General features: G+C 66.4%; 13 protein-coding genes. All 13 read left to right on the forward strand.

Translation table 11 applies throughout. The annotated features are described in order from the left end of the window. Positions 1-544 precede the first annotated feature (544 nt). The 13 genes from AC1DP9_RS13860 (at position 545) to AC1DP9_RS13920 (ending at position 16,209) form a co-directional block, all read left to right on the forward strand. Entirely contained in the window at positions 545-2,320 is a 1,776-nt protein-coding gene (locus AC1DP9_RS13860; protein WP_477107682.1) for a methyl-accepting chemotaxis protein, read from the forward strand. 132 nt (positions 2,321-2,452) lie between these two features. Continuing rightward, a complete protein-coding gene (locus AC1DP9_RS13865) occupies positions 2,453-4,426 on the forward strand; it encodes a putative bifunctional diguanylate cyclase/phosphodiesterase (RefSeq protein WP_477107683.1) in 1,974 nt (657 codons plus the stop codon). A 207-nt stretch (positions 4,427-4,633) separates the two neighbouring features. Further along, a complete protein-coding gene (locus AC1DP9_RS13870) occupies positions 4,634-5,026 on the forward strand; it encodes a response regulator (RefSeq protein WP_441592655.1) in 393 nt (130 codons plus the stop codon). A gap of 183 nt (positions 5,027-5,209) precedes the next feature. Next, positions 5,210-5,698: a chemotaxis protein CheW gene (locus AC1DP9_RS13875; protein ID WP_092295955.1), complete on the forward strand. Its 489-nt coding sequence runs from the start codon at positions 5,210-5,212 to the stop codon at positions 5,696-5,698. A gap of 79 nt (positions 5,699-5,777) precedes the next feature. Next, positions 5,778-7,436, forward strand: a complete 1,659-nt coding sequence (locus tag AC1DP9_RS13880; RefSeq protein ID WP_092295952.1) for a methyl-accepting chemotaxis protein — start codon at positions 5,778-5,780, stop codon at positions 7,434-7,436. A gap of 129 nt (positions 7,437-7,565) precedes the next feature. Beyond that, positions 7,566-9,419: a methyl-accepting chemotaxis protein gene (locus AC1DP9_RS13885; protein WP_477107684.1), complete on the forward strand. Its 1,854-nt coding sequence runs from the start codon at positions 7,566-7,568 to the stop codon at positions 9,417-9,419. 101 nt (positions 9,420-9,520) lie between these two features. Beyond that, positions 9,521-10,273 carry a DUF4088 domain-containing protein gene (locus AC1DP9_RS13890; protein WP_092295946.1) on the forward strand — a complete coding sequence of 251 codons (753 nt, stop codon included), beginning with the start codon at positions 9,521-9,523 and terminating at the stop codon, positions 10,271-10,273. 413 nt (positions 10,274-10,686) lie between these two features. Then, positions 10,687-11,004 (forward strand): flagellar transcriptional regulator FlhD, encoded by a 318-nt coding sequence (gene flhD, locus AC1DP9_RS13895; RefSeq protein ID WP_010812713.1) that lies wholly within the window; start codon positions 10,687-10,689, stop codon positions 11,002-11,004. Further along, positions 11,001-11,606 (forward strand): flagellar transcriptional regulator FlhC, encoded by a 606-nt coding sequence (gene flhC / locus AC1DP9_RS13900; protein WP_092295943.1) that lies wholly within the window; start codon positions 11,001-11,003, stop codon positions 11,604-11,606. Before flhD ends, flhC begins: the two co-directional genes overlap by 4 nt. 122 nt (positions 11,607-11,728) lie before the next feature. After that, positions 11,729-12,592: a flagellar motor stator protein MotA gene (gene motA / locus AC1DP9_RS13905; RefSeq protein ID WP_092295940.1), complete on the forward strand. Its 864-nt coding sequence runs from the start codon at positions 11,729-11,731 to the stop codon at positions 12,590-12,592. Between the two features lie 13 nt (positions 12,593-12,605). Next, a complete protein-coding gene (gene motB / locus AC1DP9_RS13910; protein ID WP_092295937.1) occupies positions 12,606-13,601 on the forward strand; it encodes a flagellar motor protein MotB in 996 nt (331 codons plus the stop codon). Between the two features lie 61 nt (positions 13,602-13,662). Beyond that, positions 13,663-15,681 carry a chemotaxis protein CheA gene (gene cheA, locus AC1DP9_RS13915; RefSeq protein ID WP_477107685.1) on the forward strand — a complete coding sequence of 673 codons (2,019 nt, stop codon included), beginning with the start codon at positions 13,663-13,665 and terminating at the stop codon, positions 15,679-15,681. 33 nt (positions 15,682-15,714) lie between these two features. After that, positions 15,715-16,209: a chemotaxis protein CheW gene (locus tag AC1DP9_RS13920; protein WP_092295931.1), complete on the forward strand. Its 495-nt coding sequence runs from the start codon at positions 15,715-15,717 to the stop codon at positions 16,207-16,209. Positions 16,210-16,254 lie beyond the last annotated feature (45 nt).

Here is a 16,254-nt window from a genome sequence, read left to right on the forward strand (position 1 = left end):
GGTCCGCGAATTGTCGAGGGCATTATAACCGCTGCACCCCGCCCTGCAAATCCCTTTTCCGCGCCGGGGGTCAATTTGCGAAAAGTCTCAAATCACTTAATCCCCTGAACTTTTATCAGGGAGGGCTGTCGCCGCCGGCATTTGCCGCGGCAATCGAGTAACGCCAGCGCGAATACCCGGGTGGTCAGGATAACCATCGATACGGCACGGCAGCGCGCGGCCCGTAGATGCAAAACGGCGCGATATTCGGAGGGCGCTGAACTGGCGTGCCGACGCGTTTCGGATTCTGCCGCATTTGAGACGATTCGCCTGTTTGAGTCGGCCGTTTTGTGCAGTGCATCCGGGGCATATGTGCGGTGTATGCCACCGCATTTTGCGCATTTGCCTCGGGTGCCTTATCCGCACAGTGAATTCGATTTGCCGGGTGCCTCAAGGATGGTTGAGACCGCGCCGTTATCGTGTCTTGAGCAGGCTGCCAGGGGTGTCCGCCTGCCGGACCGGTGCCGGGAGGGCGCCGGGTTTCCTCCTATTCATTCAGCGAATCATGTCCTTTCACAACGATATTCAGATCAAGACCCTTTTGCGGGGCGCCATGGTCGTGCTCACCGCCATCCTGCTGCTGGTGGGCGGGGCCGGGCTGCATGGCATCTCGCAAACCAATGATGCGCTGAAGGAAACCTATTCGAACCAGCTTGCCTCGGCGCTTGCGCTGAGCGAGGCGATGCTGGGCACCACCCGCGTGCGCCTGGCGCTGGACCGTGGCGTCATGCCCGGCAGCGAAAGCGACGACATGAAGAAGAACGTGGACCGCTCCATGATCTTCGTCGAGTCGTCCAACGCCGGCTGGAAGCGCTATTTGGCGCTGCCCCAGGGCGATGAGGAAAAGGCGCTCGCCACCCCGCTGGGCGTCGCGCGCCAGGCTTTCTTCGAGAAGGGCGTGACGCCGCTCCAGCAGGCGCTGGTCGCCGGTAACCGCGAAGAGTCCCTGCGCCTGGCCCGCGACGTGCTGCCCGACCTCCAGCGCACGATGGCCACGGCCCACGAGAAGCTCGAGAAATTCCAGATGAACGTGGCCAAGGGCAGCTTCGAAGGCGCCCAGGCCCGTTTTGAGAGCATTCGCCTGTTGTCGATCGTCCTGATTGTGGCCGGAACCGTCGTTGCCATCCTGGCGGCCGTGATGCTGCAACGTGCGATCGTGCGCCCGGTGGAGGAAGCGCTCGACGTGTTCGAGCGCATGGCGCGCGGTGACCTGACCTCGCGCATCGTCAGCATGTCGAAGAACGAGATCGGCCGGATGATGCAGGCGCTGGCGAAGATGCAGGAGAGCCTGTCGGGCATCGTCGCCGAAGTGCGCGGCGGTACCGATTCGATTGCCTCGGCCACGCAGCAGATTGCCGCCGGCAACACCGACCTGTCGCAGCGCACCGAGGAACAGGCGTCGTCGCTGGAGCAGACCGCGGCGAGCATGGAGGAACTGACCACGGTGGTGCGCCAGAACGCCGACAACGCGCGCCAGGCTGGCGTGCTGGCTGGCGAGGCGTCGCAGATCGCCATGAAGGGCGGCGACGTGGTGGGCCGCGTGGTGGATACGATGAACGAGATCAACGGCGCCTCGCGCAAGGTGGTCGAGATCATCGGCGTGATTGAAGGCATCGCCTTCCAGACCAACATCCTGGCGCTGAATGCCGCCGTGGAAGCGGCGCGGGCCGGTGAACAGGGCCGTGGCTTTGCCGTGGTGGCCGGCGAGGTGCGCAGCCTGGCGCAGCGCAGCGCCAACGCCGCCAAGGAAATCGAGACGCTGATCGGCGAATCGGGCCAGCGCGTGGAAAGCGGTACGCGTCTGGTGGCCGAGGCCGGCCAGACCATGGGCGAGATCGTACAGGCCGTGCGTCGCGTGACGGACATCATGAACGAGATCGGCGCGGCGTCGCAGGAGCAGACCACCGGCATCGAGCAGGTGAATCAGGCGGTGAACCAGATGGACCAGGTGACGCAGCAGAACGCGGCGCTGGTCGAGGAAGCGGCGGCTGCCGCCGGTGCGCTCGAGGAGCAGGCGCAGAAGCTCAAGAACGTGGTGTCGGTGTTCACGCTGGGTGGCGAGGACGGCCGTCGCGCCGCCGCGCCGGCCCCGGTGCATGCCGCGCCGAAGCTGGCCATGTCGTCGCCCGCGTCGGGCCCGGCACGCGCTGCCGCCCGCCCCGCCAGCGCACGGCCGCCGGTGGTGCGCAAGTCGCGCGAGCCGCAGCTGGTGCGCCCGCAGTTGTCGGCGTCGGGGGCGGCCCCTGCCTCGCGCGGGGACGACGACTGGGCCGCGTTCTGATCGCCCAATCATCGTTTGAAGTAAGCGCTTGACTGTTCCCATGGCGGAGACACGATGCCGTGATACGGGCCGCCCGATGGCCCGCATCGAGGGTATGCCGGCATCCGTGCCCGCCACAAACGCGCCGCCCCCATGACTGCCACGACTTACAGCCTCCTGATGCTTGCGTCCGTGCTCGGCCTTGCCGCCGCGCGCGCGCGCCGCACGGCATCGGGCGACCGCACGCCGGGCCGCAAGGCCGCGCGCAGCCTGACGTGGTCGGCGGCATTGATGTCGCAGGCCACGCTCGGCATGCCGGTCTGGGTGGCCATCGCCTCCGGCACGCTCACCGCCGCCAATGACGGCGTGAAGATGGCCGCCACGTTCGTGGCGACGCTGGCGGCGACGGCCATCGTCGCGCAAGTGATTCCGCCCATCTTCCATTGGTTCCGCCAAGGCCGACGCGGCTGGGGTGTGGCGCTGGCGATGGCGTCCGGCGCCGGCCTGGTGGCCGTGGCTGGCGCGCGCCTGGGAGGCGTGTGCGGTGGCACGGGCTTGAGCGCCCGCGCCTGCGTGGAAGCGACCGGGCTGCCCGCACCGGGCTGGCTGGCCGGCGGGTTGGCGCTGCTCTGCGCCGCGATGTTCGCCGTGCACCGCGCGCAGTCGCGCGGCTGGCTGCCGGCTGGCGTGGAGCCGGTTCTGGCGGGCGATGGCATCGACGAACTGCCTGCCGGCATGGTCTCGCGCCAGGAGCAGCGGGCAGGGCGGCGCGGCCTGTCGCGCATTCCCGGCCTGACCGTGCGGCCCGCCGCGCGTGGACAGGCACCGGTCGGCGAGTACAGCGTGACGACCGACCTCCCGGACCGCAACGCGTTCGCGCGGTGGCTCGACCAGACCATCGCCCATGCGCGGCTCTCCGACACCGGCTGCGCGGTGCTGCTGATCCATATCGCCGATTTCCGCGAGGTGGACGAAGTATTCGAGGTGCGCGCCGACGACATCCTCGCCCAGGACGCCGGTGCGCTGGCGCAGGCCGCGCTGGAGCCGCACGACTTCCTGGCCCGACTGGCGCGCGACGAATTCGCCGTGGGCGTGCCGGAACTGGTGCAGCACAGCCGGGCGCATGAACTGGGCTCGCGCGTGCTCGGCTCGCTGGCGGAGTTCGTGGCGGCGCGGGGCTTGCAGATGCAGATCGGCGTGAATATCGGCATCGCCATCTATCCGCGCGACGCGCAGACCTCCGAGGCGCTGATGCAGGCCGCCCGCGTGAGCCTGGCGGAGGCGCGCGAGAGCGGCTCCAACCAGGTGCGCGTGTTCAATTCCGCCGCCGGCGAGCGCGCGCGCCGCATGCGCGTGATCCGGCGCGACCTCTGGCTGGCCATCCAGGACGACGGCCTGCGGCTGATGTACCAGCCCAAGTTCGATGTGAAGACCCGCCGCGTGGTGGGCGCCGAGGCGTTGTGCCGCTGGCGCCATCCCACGCTGGGCGCGGTCAATCCGGCCGAATTCATCATGGTGGCCGAGCAGTCGGGCCAGATCGACAAGCTCGACGACTGGGTGATCGCCACGGTCTGCGCGCAGGTGCGCCAGTGGCACGATGCCGGGCTGCCCATCGTGCCGGTGGCGATCAATGTGTCCGGGTTGCGCTTCGCGAGCCGGAATTTCCCGCAGTACCTGCTGGAACAGATCCACCAGCACGACATTCCGCCTTCGGCCATCACGCTGGAGATTACCGAGACGGCGGCGATGAAGGACATCGGCAAGTCGCTGGAGACGCTGGCGGAACTGCAGGCGCTGGGCATTCAGGTGGCGCTGGACGACTTCGGCAGCGGCTATTCAAGCCTGGGTTACCTGAAGCGGCTGCGCGTAGGCACGCTCAAGATCGACCGGACGCTGATCGGCGGGCTCGATACGGACCCGCAGGGCCGCGCGATCGTCGGCTCCATGGTGGCGCTGGCGCACGAACTGCGCATGAAGGTGGTGGCGGAGGGCGTGGAGTCGAACTCGCAACTGGACATCCTGCACGGCATGGGCTGCGACGAAGTGCAGGGCTTCCTGATGGCGCTGCCGCTGGAGCCGTCGGCGTTCGCCGACACCCTGCACGGCGCTGAACCGCTGCGCGCCTGACCTCGCGCCGGGATCCCCGGATTAGAAGCTTTCCTCTAATCGACGCGTTGTTGCCTCAAATCCGGGCACGAACGGGTCGATATGCTGAAGACAGGCAGTGGCACGCGTACCGCGTGCACACAGCTGGCCCGTCCGTCGCCAGCAGCCTGGGCGCGCGCGCCTCTTGCACGCACGCAGGCGGACCAACTTTTACCCCGGAGTCCTCCCATGTCCCTCCCGAGCATTCTCGTCGTCGACGATTCGCCTTCCCTTCGCCGCATGATCGGCGCCTGCCTGCGGGCTGGCGGCTACACGGTGACGGAGGCCGCCGACGGCAAGGAGGCCCACGAGGTGGCGCTGGAAGGGCGCTTCGGGATGCTGGTGACCGATCAGGTGATGCCCGGCATGGACGGCCTGGCGCTGATCCGCGCGCTGCGGGCGCTGCCGGACTATGCCGGCGTGCCGATCCTGATGCTTTCCACCGAGCACGACGACCGCATCCGCGATCAGGCCCGCGAGGCTGGCGCGTCCGGTTTCCTGGCCAAGCCGTTCGATCCGGAAGAACTGATGGCGTCGGTGGAAGCCTTGCTGGACCTGCCGACCCCTCCCACGGAGGGGTAATGTCGCGGGCCATGTCGCCCTTCATTCACCCCGTTTGCTGCCGTAAATACTGGAGGGCCATAGCAGGTGTCCGGCGCGCGCCGGCTGCCTCTGGCCGCATATTGTGGGTCGCAAATCGCGGGTCGCCACAAGCCAAGGGGCACGGAACCCCGGCCTCGACCCATCCAGCCAGCGGGGGCAACCATGAATACGAGCATCAACAAGGCAGACGGCGCGGGTGAAGAATTCCTCGCGTTCCGCCTCGGTCGCGAAGAGTACGGCATCGACATCCTGAAGGTGCAGGAGATTCGCGGCTACGAATCGGTGACGCAGATCGCCAACGCGCCCGCCTATCTGAAGGGCGTGATCAACCTGCGCGGCATCATCGTTCCCATCATCGACCTGCGCATCAAGTTCAATCAGGCCGAGGTCAGCTACGACCAGTACACCGTGGTGATCATCGTTGATCTCCATCAACGCACCACCGGCATCGTGGTTGACGGCGTGTCAGACGTGCTGACGCTGGCGCCGGCGCAGATCAAGCCCGCCCCGGCACTCTCCGGCGGCGTGGACACCGAATACATCCGCGGGCTGGGCTCGCTCGAAGGCCGCATGCTGATCCTGGCGGACATCGAGAAGTTGATGAACATCGACGACCTCGCCGCCATCGACGCCGCGGCCAGCAGCCACTGATCCCCACTTCACACCGGCCCACGGCGCGTACGCCTGACAAAGCGCGCTGGCGCCCACGGCTTTCACGCAGCAACGAGACATGCGCAACAACCAGCCTGTAACCCAACGCGAGCACCTGCTCTCGCCGAACGACTACCTGATTTCGCGAACCGATCTCAAGGGACGGATCACGTTCGCGAACCGGGCGTTCATCGAGACCAGCGGCTTCACGGCGGAGGAGCTGCTTGGCGCGGCGCACAACCTCGTGCGCCATCCCGACATGCCGCCGGAAGCGTTCGCCGATCTCTGGCGCGCCCTGGAGGCCGGCCAGTCCTGGACCGGCGTGGTCAAGAACCGCCGCAAGGACGGCGACCACTACTGGGTGCTGGCCACCGTCACGCCCACGCGCGTGGCAGATCGTGTGGTGGGCTACACCTCGGTCCGGGCGATGGCCAGCCGGGAGCAGATCGACGCCACCGCCGCGCTGTACCAGCGCTTCCGGGAGAACCGGGCGCGCGGGCTGGCGATTCGCGATGGCGCCGTGGTGCGCACGGGCCTCGCCGGGCTGCTGGGCCGCCTGACGCGCGTGGACCTCAAGCGCCGCATCCTCTGGGCCCAGCTGGCCGGACTGGTCTGGTTCCTGGCGGCTGCGGGCGGCGCGCACTGGCTCGCGCCGGAGGCCGCTGCGCAACTGTGGCCGTGGCTGTGGGGCGCCTTCGGGCTGGCCGTGCTGTCCTCGTTCGCGGCGGGCTCGATGCTGGTGACGCGGGTGGAGCGCCCGGTCGGCGAGATGCTCGACTTCGCCCTGCGCATGGGCGCGGGCGACCTGACCACTGGCTTCGACCACGAATCGAACGATGAAATCGGCGCGCTGGCGCGGGCCATGCGCACGATGCAGCGCAGCCTGCTGTCCGTGGTGCACGACATCCACGAAGGCATGGCGAGCATTTCCACGGCCACGCACGAGGTGGCGGCCGGCAACAACGACCTGTCGCAGCGTACCGAGCAGCAGGCGGCCTCGCTCGAAGAGACCGCCTCGAGCATGGAGCAGCTGACCAGCACGGTCCGCCAGAACGCGGACAACGCCCGCCAGGCGACCGGACTGGCCGCCAATGCCTCGGACACTGCCGTGCGCGGCGGTGACGCCGTGGGCCGCGTGGTGCAGACGATGGACGAGATCAACGAAGCCTCGCGCAAGATCGTCGACATCATCGGCGTGATCGAAGGCATTGCCTTCCAGACCAACATCCTGGCCCTGAATGCCGCCGTGGAAGCGGCGCGGGCCGGGGAGCAGGGTCGGGGGTTTGCCGTGGTGGCGGGCGAGGTGCGCAGCCTGGCGCAGCGCAGCGCCAACGCGGCCAAGGAAATCAAGGGCCTGATCGGCGACACCGTGGCGCGCGTGGAGAACGGCGCGGCGCAGGTGAGCGACGCAGGCGCGACCATGGACGAGATCGTGCAGGCCGTGCGCCGCGTGACCGACATCATGGGCGAGATCAGTTCGGCATCGGCGGAGCAGAGTTCTGGCATCGAACAGGTGAACCAGGCCGTGGCGCAGATGGACGAGGTGACGCAGCAGAACGCTGCGCTGGTGGAGCAGGCCGCTGCCGCGGCCGGCGCACTGGAAGAACAGGCCAACCGGTTGCGCGAGTCGGTATCCACCTTCCGCGTCAGCATGCAGGCCGAAGTCCGGCCGGCGCGCCCGCGCAAGGGCTTGCCGGCGCCGGAAGTGGGAAGCGGAGCCGGGTACGCAAGTATCTGAACGTCAAGACGCCGCGGGCACAACGTGGCGCCAGGAACGGGGTAAGAGCGGCCTAGCGGCCGCGATAACAACGCGGGAGGCGGCAACCGATGCCCATCCCGGTCTTTTTTGACAGAAGGGGGTAGTTCTATGCAGTGGTTCAATCAACTGCGCGTTACGACCAGGCTTATTGCCGGCTTCCTGGTCGTTTCCGTGATCGGCGCCATCATCGGCCTGCTGGGCGTTGTCAATATGGGGCGCATGGCGGAATGGACCGGCAAGATCTATAACAGCGATCTGCAGGCCCTGAAGGCCGTGCAGGACGGCAATATCAACCTCGTCTACGCCAGCCGCTCGCAGATCGCGCTGCTGTCCGCCTCGACGATGGGCGAGCGCGCCACCGAGCGCGAGACCATCGAGAAATCGCTGGCCGCCATGGAAGCGCGCGTGAAGGCCGCCAAGGACTCGTTCACCTCGCCGGAAGGCCAGGCGATGGTCAAGCAGTACGAAACGCTGGTGCCGGCCTTCCGTGAACGCATGGAGAAGTACGTGGCGCTGGTCGGCAAGCAGCCGCTGGACACGTCGCAGTTCGAATCCACCGTGTTCACCGAGAGCGCGGACCTGCTCAAGGACAGCCGCGCGCTGGAAGACGTGCTGTTCAAGATGGTCAAGCGCCGCGACGAGCGCGCCAAGCTCAACATGGACGAATCGACCAGCGTCTATAACAGCTCGCGCGTGCTGATGCTGATCCTGGTGGTCGGCGGTCTGGCGCTTTCCGTGCTGCTGGGCTGGTTCCTGGCGCGTCAGCTGTCGAAGCAGCTGGGCGGGGAGCCCGATTACGCAGCGTCGATCGCCTCGCAGATCGCCGATGGCGACTTCTCGGGCAAGGTGGCGCTGCGCAACGGCGACCGTGGCAGCCTGCTGCTGGCGATGAGCCAGATGCAGGAGCAGCTGTCGTCGATGGTGCGCGAGTTCAAGGAATCGGCGGAATCGATTGGCACCGCATCGCGCGAGATCGCGGCCGGCAACAACGACCTGTCGCAGCGTACCGAGCAGCAGGCGGCCTCGCTCGAGGAAACCGCATCGAGCATGGAAGAGCTGACCAGCACGGTCCGCCAGAACGCCGACAACGCGCGTCAGGCCAGCGGGCTGGCCGCCAATGCCTCGGAGACCGCCGTGCGCGGTGGCGAGGTGGTGGGTCGCGTGGTGAAGACGATGGACGAGATCAACGAGGCCTCGCGCAAGATCGTCGACATCATCGGCGTGATCGAAGGCATCGCCTTCCAGACCAACATCCTGGCGCTGAACGCCGCCGTGGAAGCGGCGCGTGCCGGCGAACAGGGCCGCGGCTTTGCCGTGGTGGCTGGCGAGGTGCGCAGCCTGGCGCAGCGTAGCGCCAATGCGGCCAAGGAAATCAAGGGCCTGATCGGCGACACCGTGGCGCGCGTGGACAACGGCGCAGCGCTGGTGGGCCAGGCGGGCACGACCATGGGCGAGATCGTCCAGGCCGTGAAGCGCGTGACCGACATCATGGGCGAGATCAGCGCGGCCTCCGCCGAGCAAAGCTCGGGCATCGAACAGGTGAACCAGGCCGTGGCGCAGATGGACGAGGTGACGCAGCAGAATGCGGCGCTCGTGGAGCAGGCCGCTGCGGCGGCCGGCTCGCTGCAGGATCAGGCGTCGAAGCTCCAGGATTCGGTGTCGGGCTACAAGCTGTCGCATGACGATGTGGCGCCGTCGGCGCCCGCGCTTGGCCTGTCGGCCGCCCCTGCGGCGCGTTCGGCGGCCCGGCCCGGCGTCAAGGCGGTGACCTCGGCGCTGAAGGGTGCCAAGGCCCGTGGCGCGCGTAACAAGGCCGCTGGCACGGCGCTGGTCGTGGCCGGTGCCAGTGCGGCGGCAGCGGAAGCCGCCGACGACACGGCAGCGACCGAGCCGAAGCTGTTGCGTCCGTCCGCCACGGCGGCCGGTAATGGATCCGACAACGGCGACTGGAGCGCATTCTGACCGGCGCCACGCCGCTCTGATTGCCGTGCCCAGTCGCGCCGTGCGCCCCGGCTGCAGCGTTGTAAAAGCTGCGCCGGGGCGCGTTTGCATGCGATGACATCATGACTACCGATATCAACCTGTCGCTGTCGGCCGAAGCCACGGCAAGGCTGCGCGCGGACTTCGACGCCTTTGTAAAAGTTTCCACCGGCATCGATCCGCAGTTCGTGCCGCCCGCGTTCGACGACTTCCTGCGGGCGCGGCTGATGCAGCAGGACGGCCCGCTGACCGAGCGCGCCGTGATGCGGCTACTGGCCAGCGGCGAGTACGGCTGGGCCAAGAAGGTCTTCGACAAGCAGCTCCCCAACGCGCTGGCGGCGCTGATGCGCGACGCGCAGCGCTTCGGCTTCGGCCTGGCCATCCAGCCCGACTGGACGCCGCAGCAGCGCGTGGAGCACGCGCGCGAGTGGGCCACGCAGATCCTCACCGAGGCCGGCGCCGACGCCGCCTTCACCGAAGCGCTGGCCGCGCAGATTTCTGCCTCCGCCATCGACATCCGCACGCTGGAGGAACGCATGCGCACCCCGGCGTGGCGGATATCCGACAGTCTTCGCCAACGCGCGTATGACGTCATGTACGCGTTGCAGACTGAGCAGAGCGAGGCGCTGGGCCGCAGCAAGGTGGGCGAGATGCGCGCGCTGCTGGGCCTTGCGTTGGAGTACGGCTCGGTCAGTGCCGATGAGGCCGCACGCATGCTCGAGCAAGTGGAGCGTGCGCGACCCCAGCTGTTCCGCGAGGCGCCTGATGACGTCTTCGCGCGGCTTGCCGCATGGTTGCGGCGCGTGTTTAGCCAAGGCGCGATGGTTCGTCAATAGTGGAATCTGCGGGGCGCTGTTTGGCCATGTCATGTCCACCGCACAAGGCGTGTATCCGTTTGGTACACGATGCGTTACGTGCTTGAGCACGCTTGATGTAAACCACAAGCAGGCGTGTGCTGGTGTTACAAATTCGGCGGGCCATGTCTTTTCCATGCGACATTTGCCGGACCCCAACTCAAGTAGGGATTGGCATTCCGGGCCGATTGCCGATATAAACGTAACAGTTTCACTTACACTCTGTAACAGATGTAACGTTTCTGAGAGAAGGTGTAACCGGGCGAAGTTCTTTCGTAGTACGTCGTACCCATCGAACACGCACTAAACGATCTGGTCGCCGGCAAGGGTCCTCATGGACACGAAGCTGGTAAGCGCCGGACAAGCGGTCGAAGGGTTTTGGTAGCGGGGAAAAATTGGAAAGCAGTGAAGTTCTCCAGGAGATCAGGGAGGTCAATCTCGCCTATCTTCTGCTCGCGCAAAGACTGGTGCGCGAAAACCAGGTGGAAGCCATGTTCAGGCTTGGCGTCAGCAAGGAAATTGCCGACATTCTTGCCAAACTGACCTCGGCGCAACTCGTCAAGCTGGCAGCATCGAACATGGTGCTGTGCCGTTTCCGCTTTGACGATCATGCGCTGCTGTCCACGCTCACCCACACGGCCAAGAGCCATGATATGCAGCAGATCCACGCTGCTATCCTGCTGGCCCGGCAACCTGTGGAGTCGCTCAATTGACCGCGCTCCTTCAGGCCCAGCCGGCCCGCAGCTTTACGGCCACACCGGCACCTAACCGGAAAAGCGTCCTGCAGGACGCGAACCAGACCCAGCTCGCCATCGAGCTGATTGGCCTGGGCGCGCGCCTGCAGGTGCTGGAAGCCGAGACTACGCTCTCGCGCGACCGGTTGATCCGCCTCTACAAGGAGCTGCGGGGCGCCTCGCCGCCCAAGGGCATGCTCCCGTTCTCGACAGACTGGTTCACCACCTGGCTGCCGAATATCCATTCGTCCCTGTTCTTCTCCGCGTACCAGTTCATGGTGCAGGAAGGCGAGACGTCGGGCATTCGTGCAGTAGTGGCCGCTTACCGTCTGTACCTCGAGCACGTTTCGCTGCTGGGCGGCGAAATTGTCTTAAGTTTCACCCGTGCCTGGACGTTAGTACGGTTTTTCGAGAGCAATATGCTGCAGCTTTCCTCGTGCACATGTTGCGGCGGACAGTTCGTCACGCACGCTTATGAGCCGCACGCGAACTTCGTGTGCAGCCTGTGCCGTCCGCCGTCGCGTGCTGGGAAAGTGAAGAAGCTCTCGAAGGACGCCGCAGCCACGCAGACTGAAGCCTGATCCATCGGGCCAGACGTCCGCGCGGCAATCGGGCTCCCCGGGACGGGTGAGCGGTGACCCCGCTCGCCCCTACAGGATGCCCGTGCGTGCCTGACGCGTGTTTTTCAGACGGGGATCCGATCGTGCTAGTAGTTATTGGCTATGTCGTCGTGGTGGCATCGGTGCTGGGCGGTTATGCCATCACCGGCGGCCACATGGGCGCGCTTTATCAACCGGCGGAGCTCATCATTATCGGCGGTGCCGCCTTGGGCGCCTTCGTGAGCTCCAACAGCGGCAAGGCCATCAAGGCCACCATGAAGGCCATGCCGATGCTGCTGCGTGGCTCGAAGTACAACAAGGAGTTGTACCTCGACATCATGGCACTGCTGTACGTGCTGCTCTCCAAGGCCCGCCGCGAGGGCATCCTGTTCCTCGAGAAGGAAATCGCCGACCCGGCGGCCAGCAGCGTGTTCAGCCAGTATCCGCGCATCCTGGCCGATGCGGTGATGATGGAATTCCTCACCGACTATCTGCGCATGATGGTCAACGGCAACATGAACGCCTTCGAGATCGAGGCGCTCATGGACCACGAAATCGAAACGTACCGCCACGAGGCCGAGATTCCCGCCCATGCGCTGTCGCGCGTTGGCGACGGCCTGCCGGCCTTCGGCATCGTGGCCGCGGTGATGGGCGTGGTGCACGCACTGGCCTCGGCAGACCTGCCGCCGGCCGAGCTGGGCGCCCTCGTGGCCCACGCCATGGTCGGCACGTTCCTCGGCATTCTGCTGGCGTACGGCTTCGTCTCGCCGCTGGCCTCCCGCGTGGAGCACCAGGTGTCCGAGAGCGTGAAGATGTACGAGTGCATCAAGGTCACGCTGCTCGCCTCGCTCAATGGCTACGCGCCGCTGGTGGCGGTGGAATTCGGCCGCAAGGTCCTGTACTCCACGGTGCGGCCGTCGTTCCTCGAGCTCGATGACCACGTCCGCGAAGTCAAGAGCCTGACCTGACCGGAGAGACGTCATGAGCAGCGCCCAGGATCTGCGTCCGATCATCATCCGCAAGGCCAAGTCGCACGCCAAGCCGCATGGCAACCACAGCTGGAAGATTGCCTACGCCGACTTCATGACGGCGATGATGGCCTTCTTCATGGTGATGTGGCTGCTGAGCTCGGTCTCGCCGAAGACGCTGGAAGGCGTAGCGGAGTACTTCCGCACGCCGCTGAAGGTGGCGATTGCCGGCGGCGACAAGAGCAGCATGTCGAAGAGCGTCATTCCCGGCGGCGGCAAGGACGTGCAGGCCAAGGACGGCGAGGTGATGCGCGCGCAGACCAACGATCCGTCCGACGCCCAGCGCCGGCGCGACCAGATGGACACCGAGCGCCTGCGCGCCCTGAAGGGCCGTCTCGAACAGATCATCGAGAACAACCCGGTGCTGCGCCAGTTCCGCCCGCAGCTGCTGCTGGACATCACGAGCGAAGGGCTGCGCATCCAGATCCTGGATACGCAGAACCGGCCGATGTTCCGCACCGGCAGCGCCGCGGTGGAGCCGTACATGCGCACCATCCTGCGCGAGATCGGCCCGGTGCTGAACGAGATGCCGAACAAGGTGAGCCTGTCCGGCCACACCGACTCGGCCACGTACATGATGGGCGAGCGCGCGTACAGCAACTGGGAGCTGTCGGCGGACCGTGCCAACGCCTCCCGCCAGGAGCTGATTGCCGGCGGCATGCAGGAAGGCAAGGTGCTGCGCGTGCTGGGCCTGGCGGACACCATGCCGCTGGAGAAGAAAGACGTGCTGGCCCCGGTGAACCGCCGCATCAGCATCGTGGTGCTGAACAAGCGGGCCCAGGCGCAGTTCGAATCCGAAAACGCGAGCGCGGCCGAAGTGTCCGTGCAGGCGCAGAAGGGCCGTGCCGCAGAGGAGTTGCAGGCACAGGTGGAGCAGGCGCAGGCAGCATCCGCGCCGGCGGCCAGGCCGTCCGGCAGCGGCGCTGCAGGCAAGGGCAAGATCGAATGAGGCGTGCCGCCCGTCACAGGGCGGCACATCTTCCAGAGCAATTTAGCGAGTCAGGACGGTCATGTCTGTCGATATCGATATCACGCAGTTTTATCAGACCTTCTTTGAAGAGGCGGAAGAACTGCTCGTGGAAATGGAGCAGCTGCTGCTCGGGCTGGACATCGAGTCCCCCGATTCGGAAGAGCTGAACGCCATTTTCCGTGCCGCGCACTCCATCAAGGGCGGCGCCGCCACCTTCGGCTTCGCGGCACTGACCGCGACCACCCATATTTTCGAGAACCTGCTTGACCGTACGCGTCGGCGGGAACTGGCCCTCAACCGGGTCATCATCGACACCTTTTTGGAAACCAAGGACGTGTTGCAAGATCAGCTCAACGCCTACCGCAACGGCACCGAACCCGATCCGGAAACGCTGGCGCGCATCTGCGCCGTCCTGCAGCAGCTGGCCGAGGAAGCCGGCGGCGAGCCGGGCCATGCGCCGGTGGCCGCTGCCGCTCCGGCCCCCGTGGCCGCCGCACCCGCTGCCGGTGGTGGCGCTGGTAACCTGAAGATCAGCCTGCTCAAGGTATCGGYCGGCGACCAGGCGCTGCTGCGCGAGGAAATCGCCAATCTGGGCGAGATCACCGGCCAGCAGGAATCCGACGGCGACCTCGTCATCTGGCTGAACAGCCAGTGCAGCGCCGACGACATCATCGCGGTCTGCTGCTTCGTGATCGACGACAAGCAGATCACCGTGGAAACCGTGGCTGCTGGCGCTGCGCCGGCCGCCGCCGCAGCACCCGCCCCGGCCCCGGTGGCCGCGCCGGCACCTGTAGCCGCTGCGCCGGCCGCCGCCGCGCCTGCCAAGGACAAAGAAAAAGAAAAGGCCAAGCCGGCCGCCGGCGCCGCCGCGCCGGATTCCGGCTCGATCCGCGTGCCGACCGAGAAGGTCGACCAGATCATCAACCTCGTGGGCGAACTGGTCATCACGCAGTCGATGCTGGCACAGACCGCTTCGTCGCTGGACCCGGTGCTGTTCGACCGCCTGTTCTCGGGCATGGGCCAGCTGGAGCGCAATGCGCGTGACCTGCAGGAAGCGGTGATGTCCATCCGCATGATGCCGATGGACTACGTGTTCTCGCGCTTCCCGCGCCTGGTGCGCGACCTGGCCAGCAAGCTCGGCAAGCAGATCGACCTGGTCACGTTCGGCAAGGCGACGGAACTCGACAAGAGCCTGATCGAACGGATCATCGACCCGCTGACCCACCTGGTCCGTAACAGCCTGGATCACGGCATCGAGACCCCCGAAAAGCGCGTGGCCGCCGGCAAGGAGCCGACGGGCCAGCTGATCCTCTCCGCGCAGCACGCGGGCGGCAACATCGTCATCGAAGTGAGCGACGACGGTGGCGGCCTGAACCGCGAGCGCATCCTGGCCAAGGCGATCCAGAACGGCCTGCCGGTGTCCGAGAACATCAGCGACGAGGAAGTCTGGCAGCTGATCTTCGCGCCGGGCTTCTCGACGGCCGAGGTGGTCACCGATGTGTCCGGCCGCGGCGTGGGCATGGACGTGGTCAAGCGGAACATCCAGGAAATGGGCGGGCACGTGGAAATCGCGTCGCGCCCGGGCAATGGCACCACCACCCGCATCGTGCTGCCGCTGACGCTGGCGATTCTGGACGGCATGTCGGTGCGCGTGGGCGAGGAAACCTTCATCCTGCCGCTGAACTGCGTGATGGAGTCCCTGCAGCCGAAGTCCGAGGACGTGCACACCGCCGCCAACGGCGAGCGCGTGATGAACGTGCGTGGCGAATACCTGCCGCTGCTGGAGCTGCACAAGGTCTTCAACGTGACCGGCGCGCTGCAGGAGCCGACGCAGGGCATCGCCGTGATCCTGGCCGCCGAGGGCAAGCGCTTCGCGCTGCTGGTGGACCAGCTGATCGGCCAGCACCAGGTGGTGCTGAAGAACCTCGAAACGAACTATCGCAAGGTGCCCTGCATCTCGGCCGCCACGATCCTCGGCGACGGCAGCGTGGCGCTGATCGTGGACGTGGGCGCGCTGCAGCGCACCGGCGTGCGCCGCCAGGACGCGGTTGCACAGTAACTGACAGCATAGCGACAGCAAAGGAGCACTGACATGGCCGGCATCGGACACATCGATACCCAGGCGGGCGAAGCCTCTGGCCAGGAATACCTGGTCTTCACGCTCGGCACCGAGGAATACGGCATCGATATCCTGAAGGTGCAGGAGATCCGCAGTTACGAGACCGTCACCCGCATCGCGAACGCCCCCGGCTTCATCAAGGGCGTGACCAACCTGCGCGGCGTGATCGTCCCGATCGTGGACCTGCGCCTCAAGTTCGACCTCGGCAACGTGCGCTATGACCACCAGACCGTGGTGATCATCCTCAACGTGGCGGGCCGTGTGGTCGGCATCGTGGTGGATGGCGTCTCGGACGTGCTCACGCTGACCGGTGACGATATCAAGCCGGCGCCGGAGTTCGGCGTGTCGGTGTCGAACGAGCACCTGACCGGCCTCGGCTCGGTGGAAGGGCGCATGCTGATCCTGATCGATATCGAACGCATGATGACCAGTTCCGAGATGGAGCTGGTGGAAGCCGAACTGGCCTGATCGGGCCAGCCGGCAGATCGCCCCCGAAGCCTCATTAGATTTACC

Source organism: Cupriavidus sp. 01L43, assembly GCF_056399925.1.

Coding starts and splice junctions, on each gene's coding strand:
- AC1DP9_RS13885 (WP_477107684.1), top strand. CDS start 7,566: ATGCAGTGGTTCAATCAACTGCGCGTTACGACCAGGCTTATTGCCGGC.
- AC1DP9_RS13860 (WP_477107682.1), top strand. CDS start 545: ATGTCCTTTCACAACGATATTCAGATCAAGACCCTTTTGCGGGGCGCC.
- AC1DP9_RS13865 (WP_477107683.1), top strand. CDS start 2,453: ATGACTGCCACGACTTACAGCCTCCTGATGCTTGCGTCCGTGCTCGGC.
- AC1DP9_RS13875 (WP_092295955.1), top strand. CDS start 5,210: ATGAATACGAGCATCAACAAGGCAGACGGCGCGGGTGAAGAATTCCTC.
- AC1DP9_RS13920 (WP_092295931.1), top strand. CDS start 15,715: ATGGCCGGCATCGGACACATCGATACCCAGGCGGGCGAAGCCTCTGGC.
- AC1DP9_RS13870 (WP_441592655.1), top strand. CDS start 4,634: ATGTCCCTCCCGAGCATTCTCGTCGTCGACGATTCGCCTTCCCTTCGC.
- motB (WP_092295937.1), top strand. CDS start 12,606: ATGAGCAGCGCCCAGGATCTGCGTCCGATCATCATCCGCAAGGCCAAG.
- AC1DP9_RS13880 (WP_092295952.1), top strand. CDS start 5,778: ATGCGCAACAACCAGCCTGTAACCCAACGCGAGCACCTGCTCTCGCCG.
- AC1DP9_RS13890 (WP_092295946.1), top strand. CDS start 9,521: ATGACTACCGATATCAACCTGTCGCTGTCGGCCGAAGCCACGGCAAGG.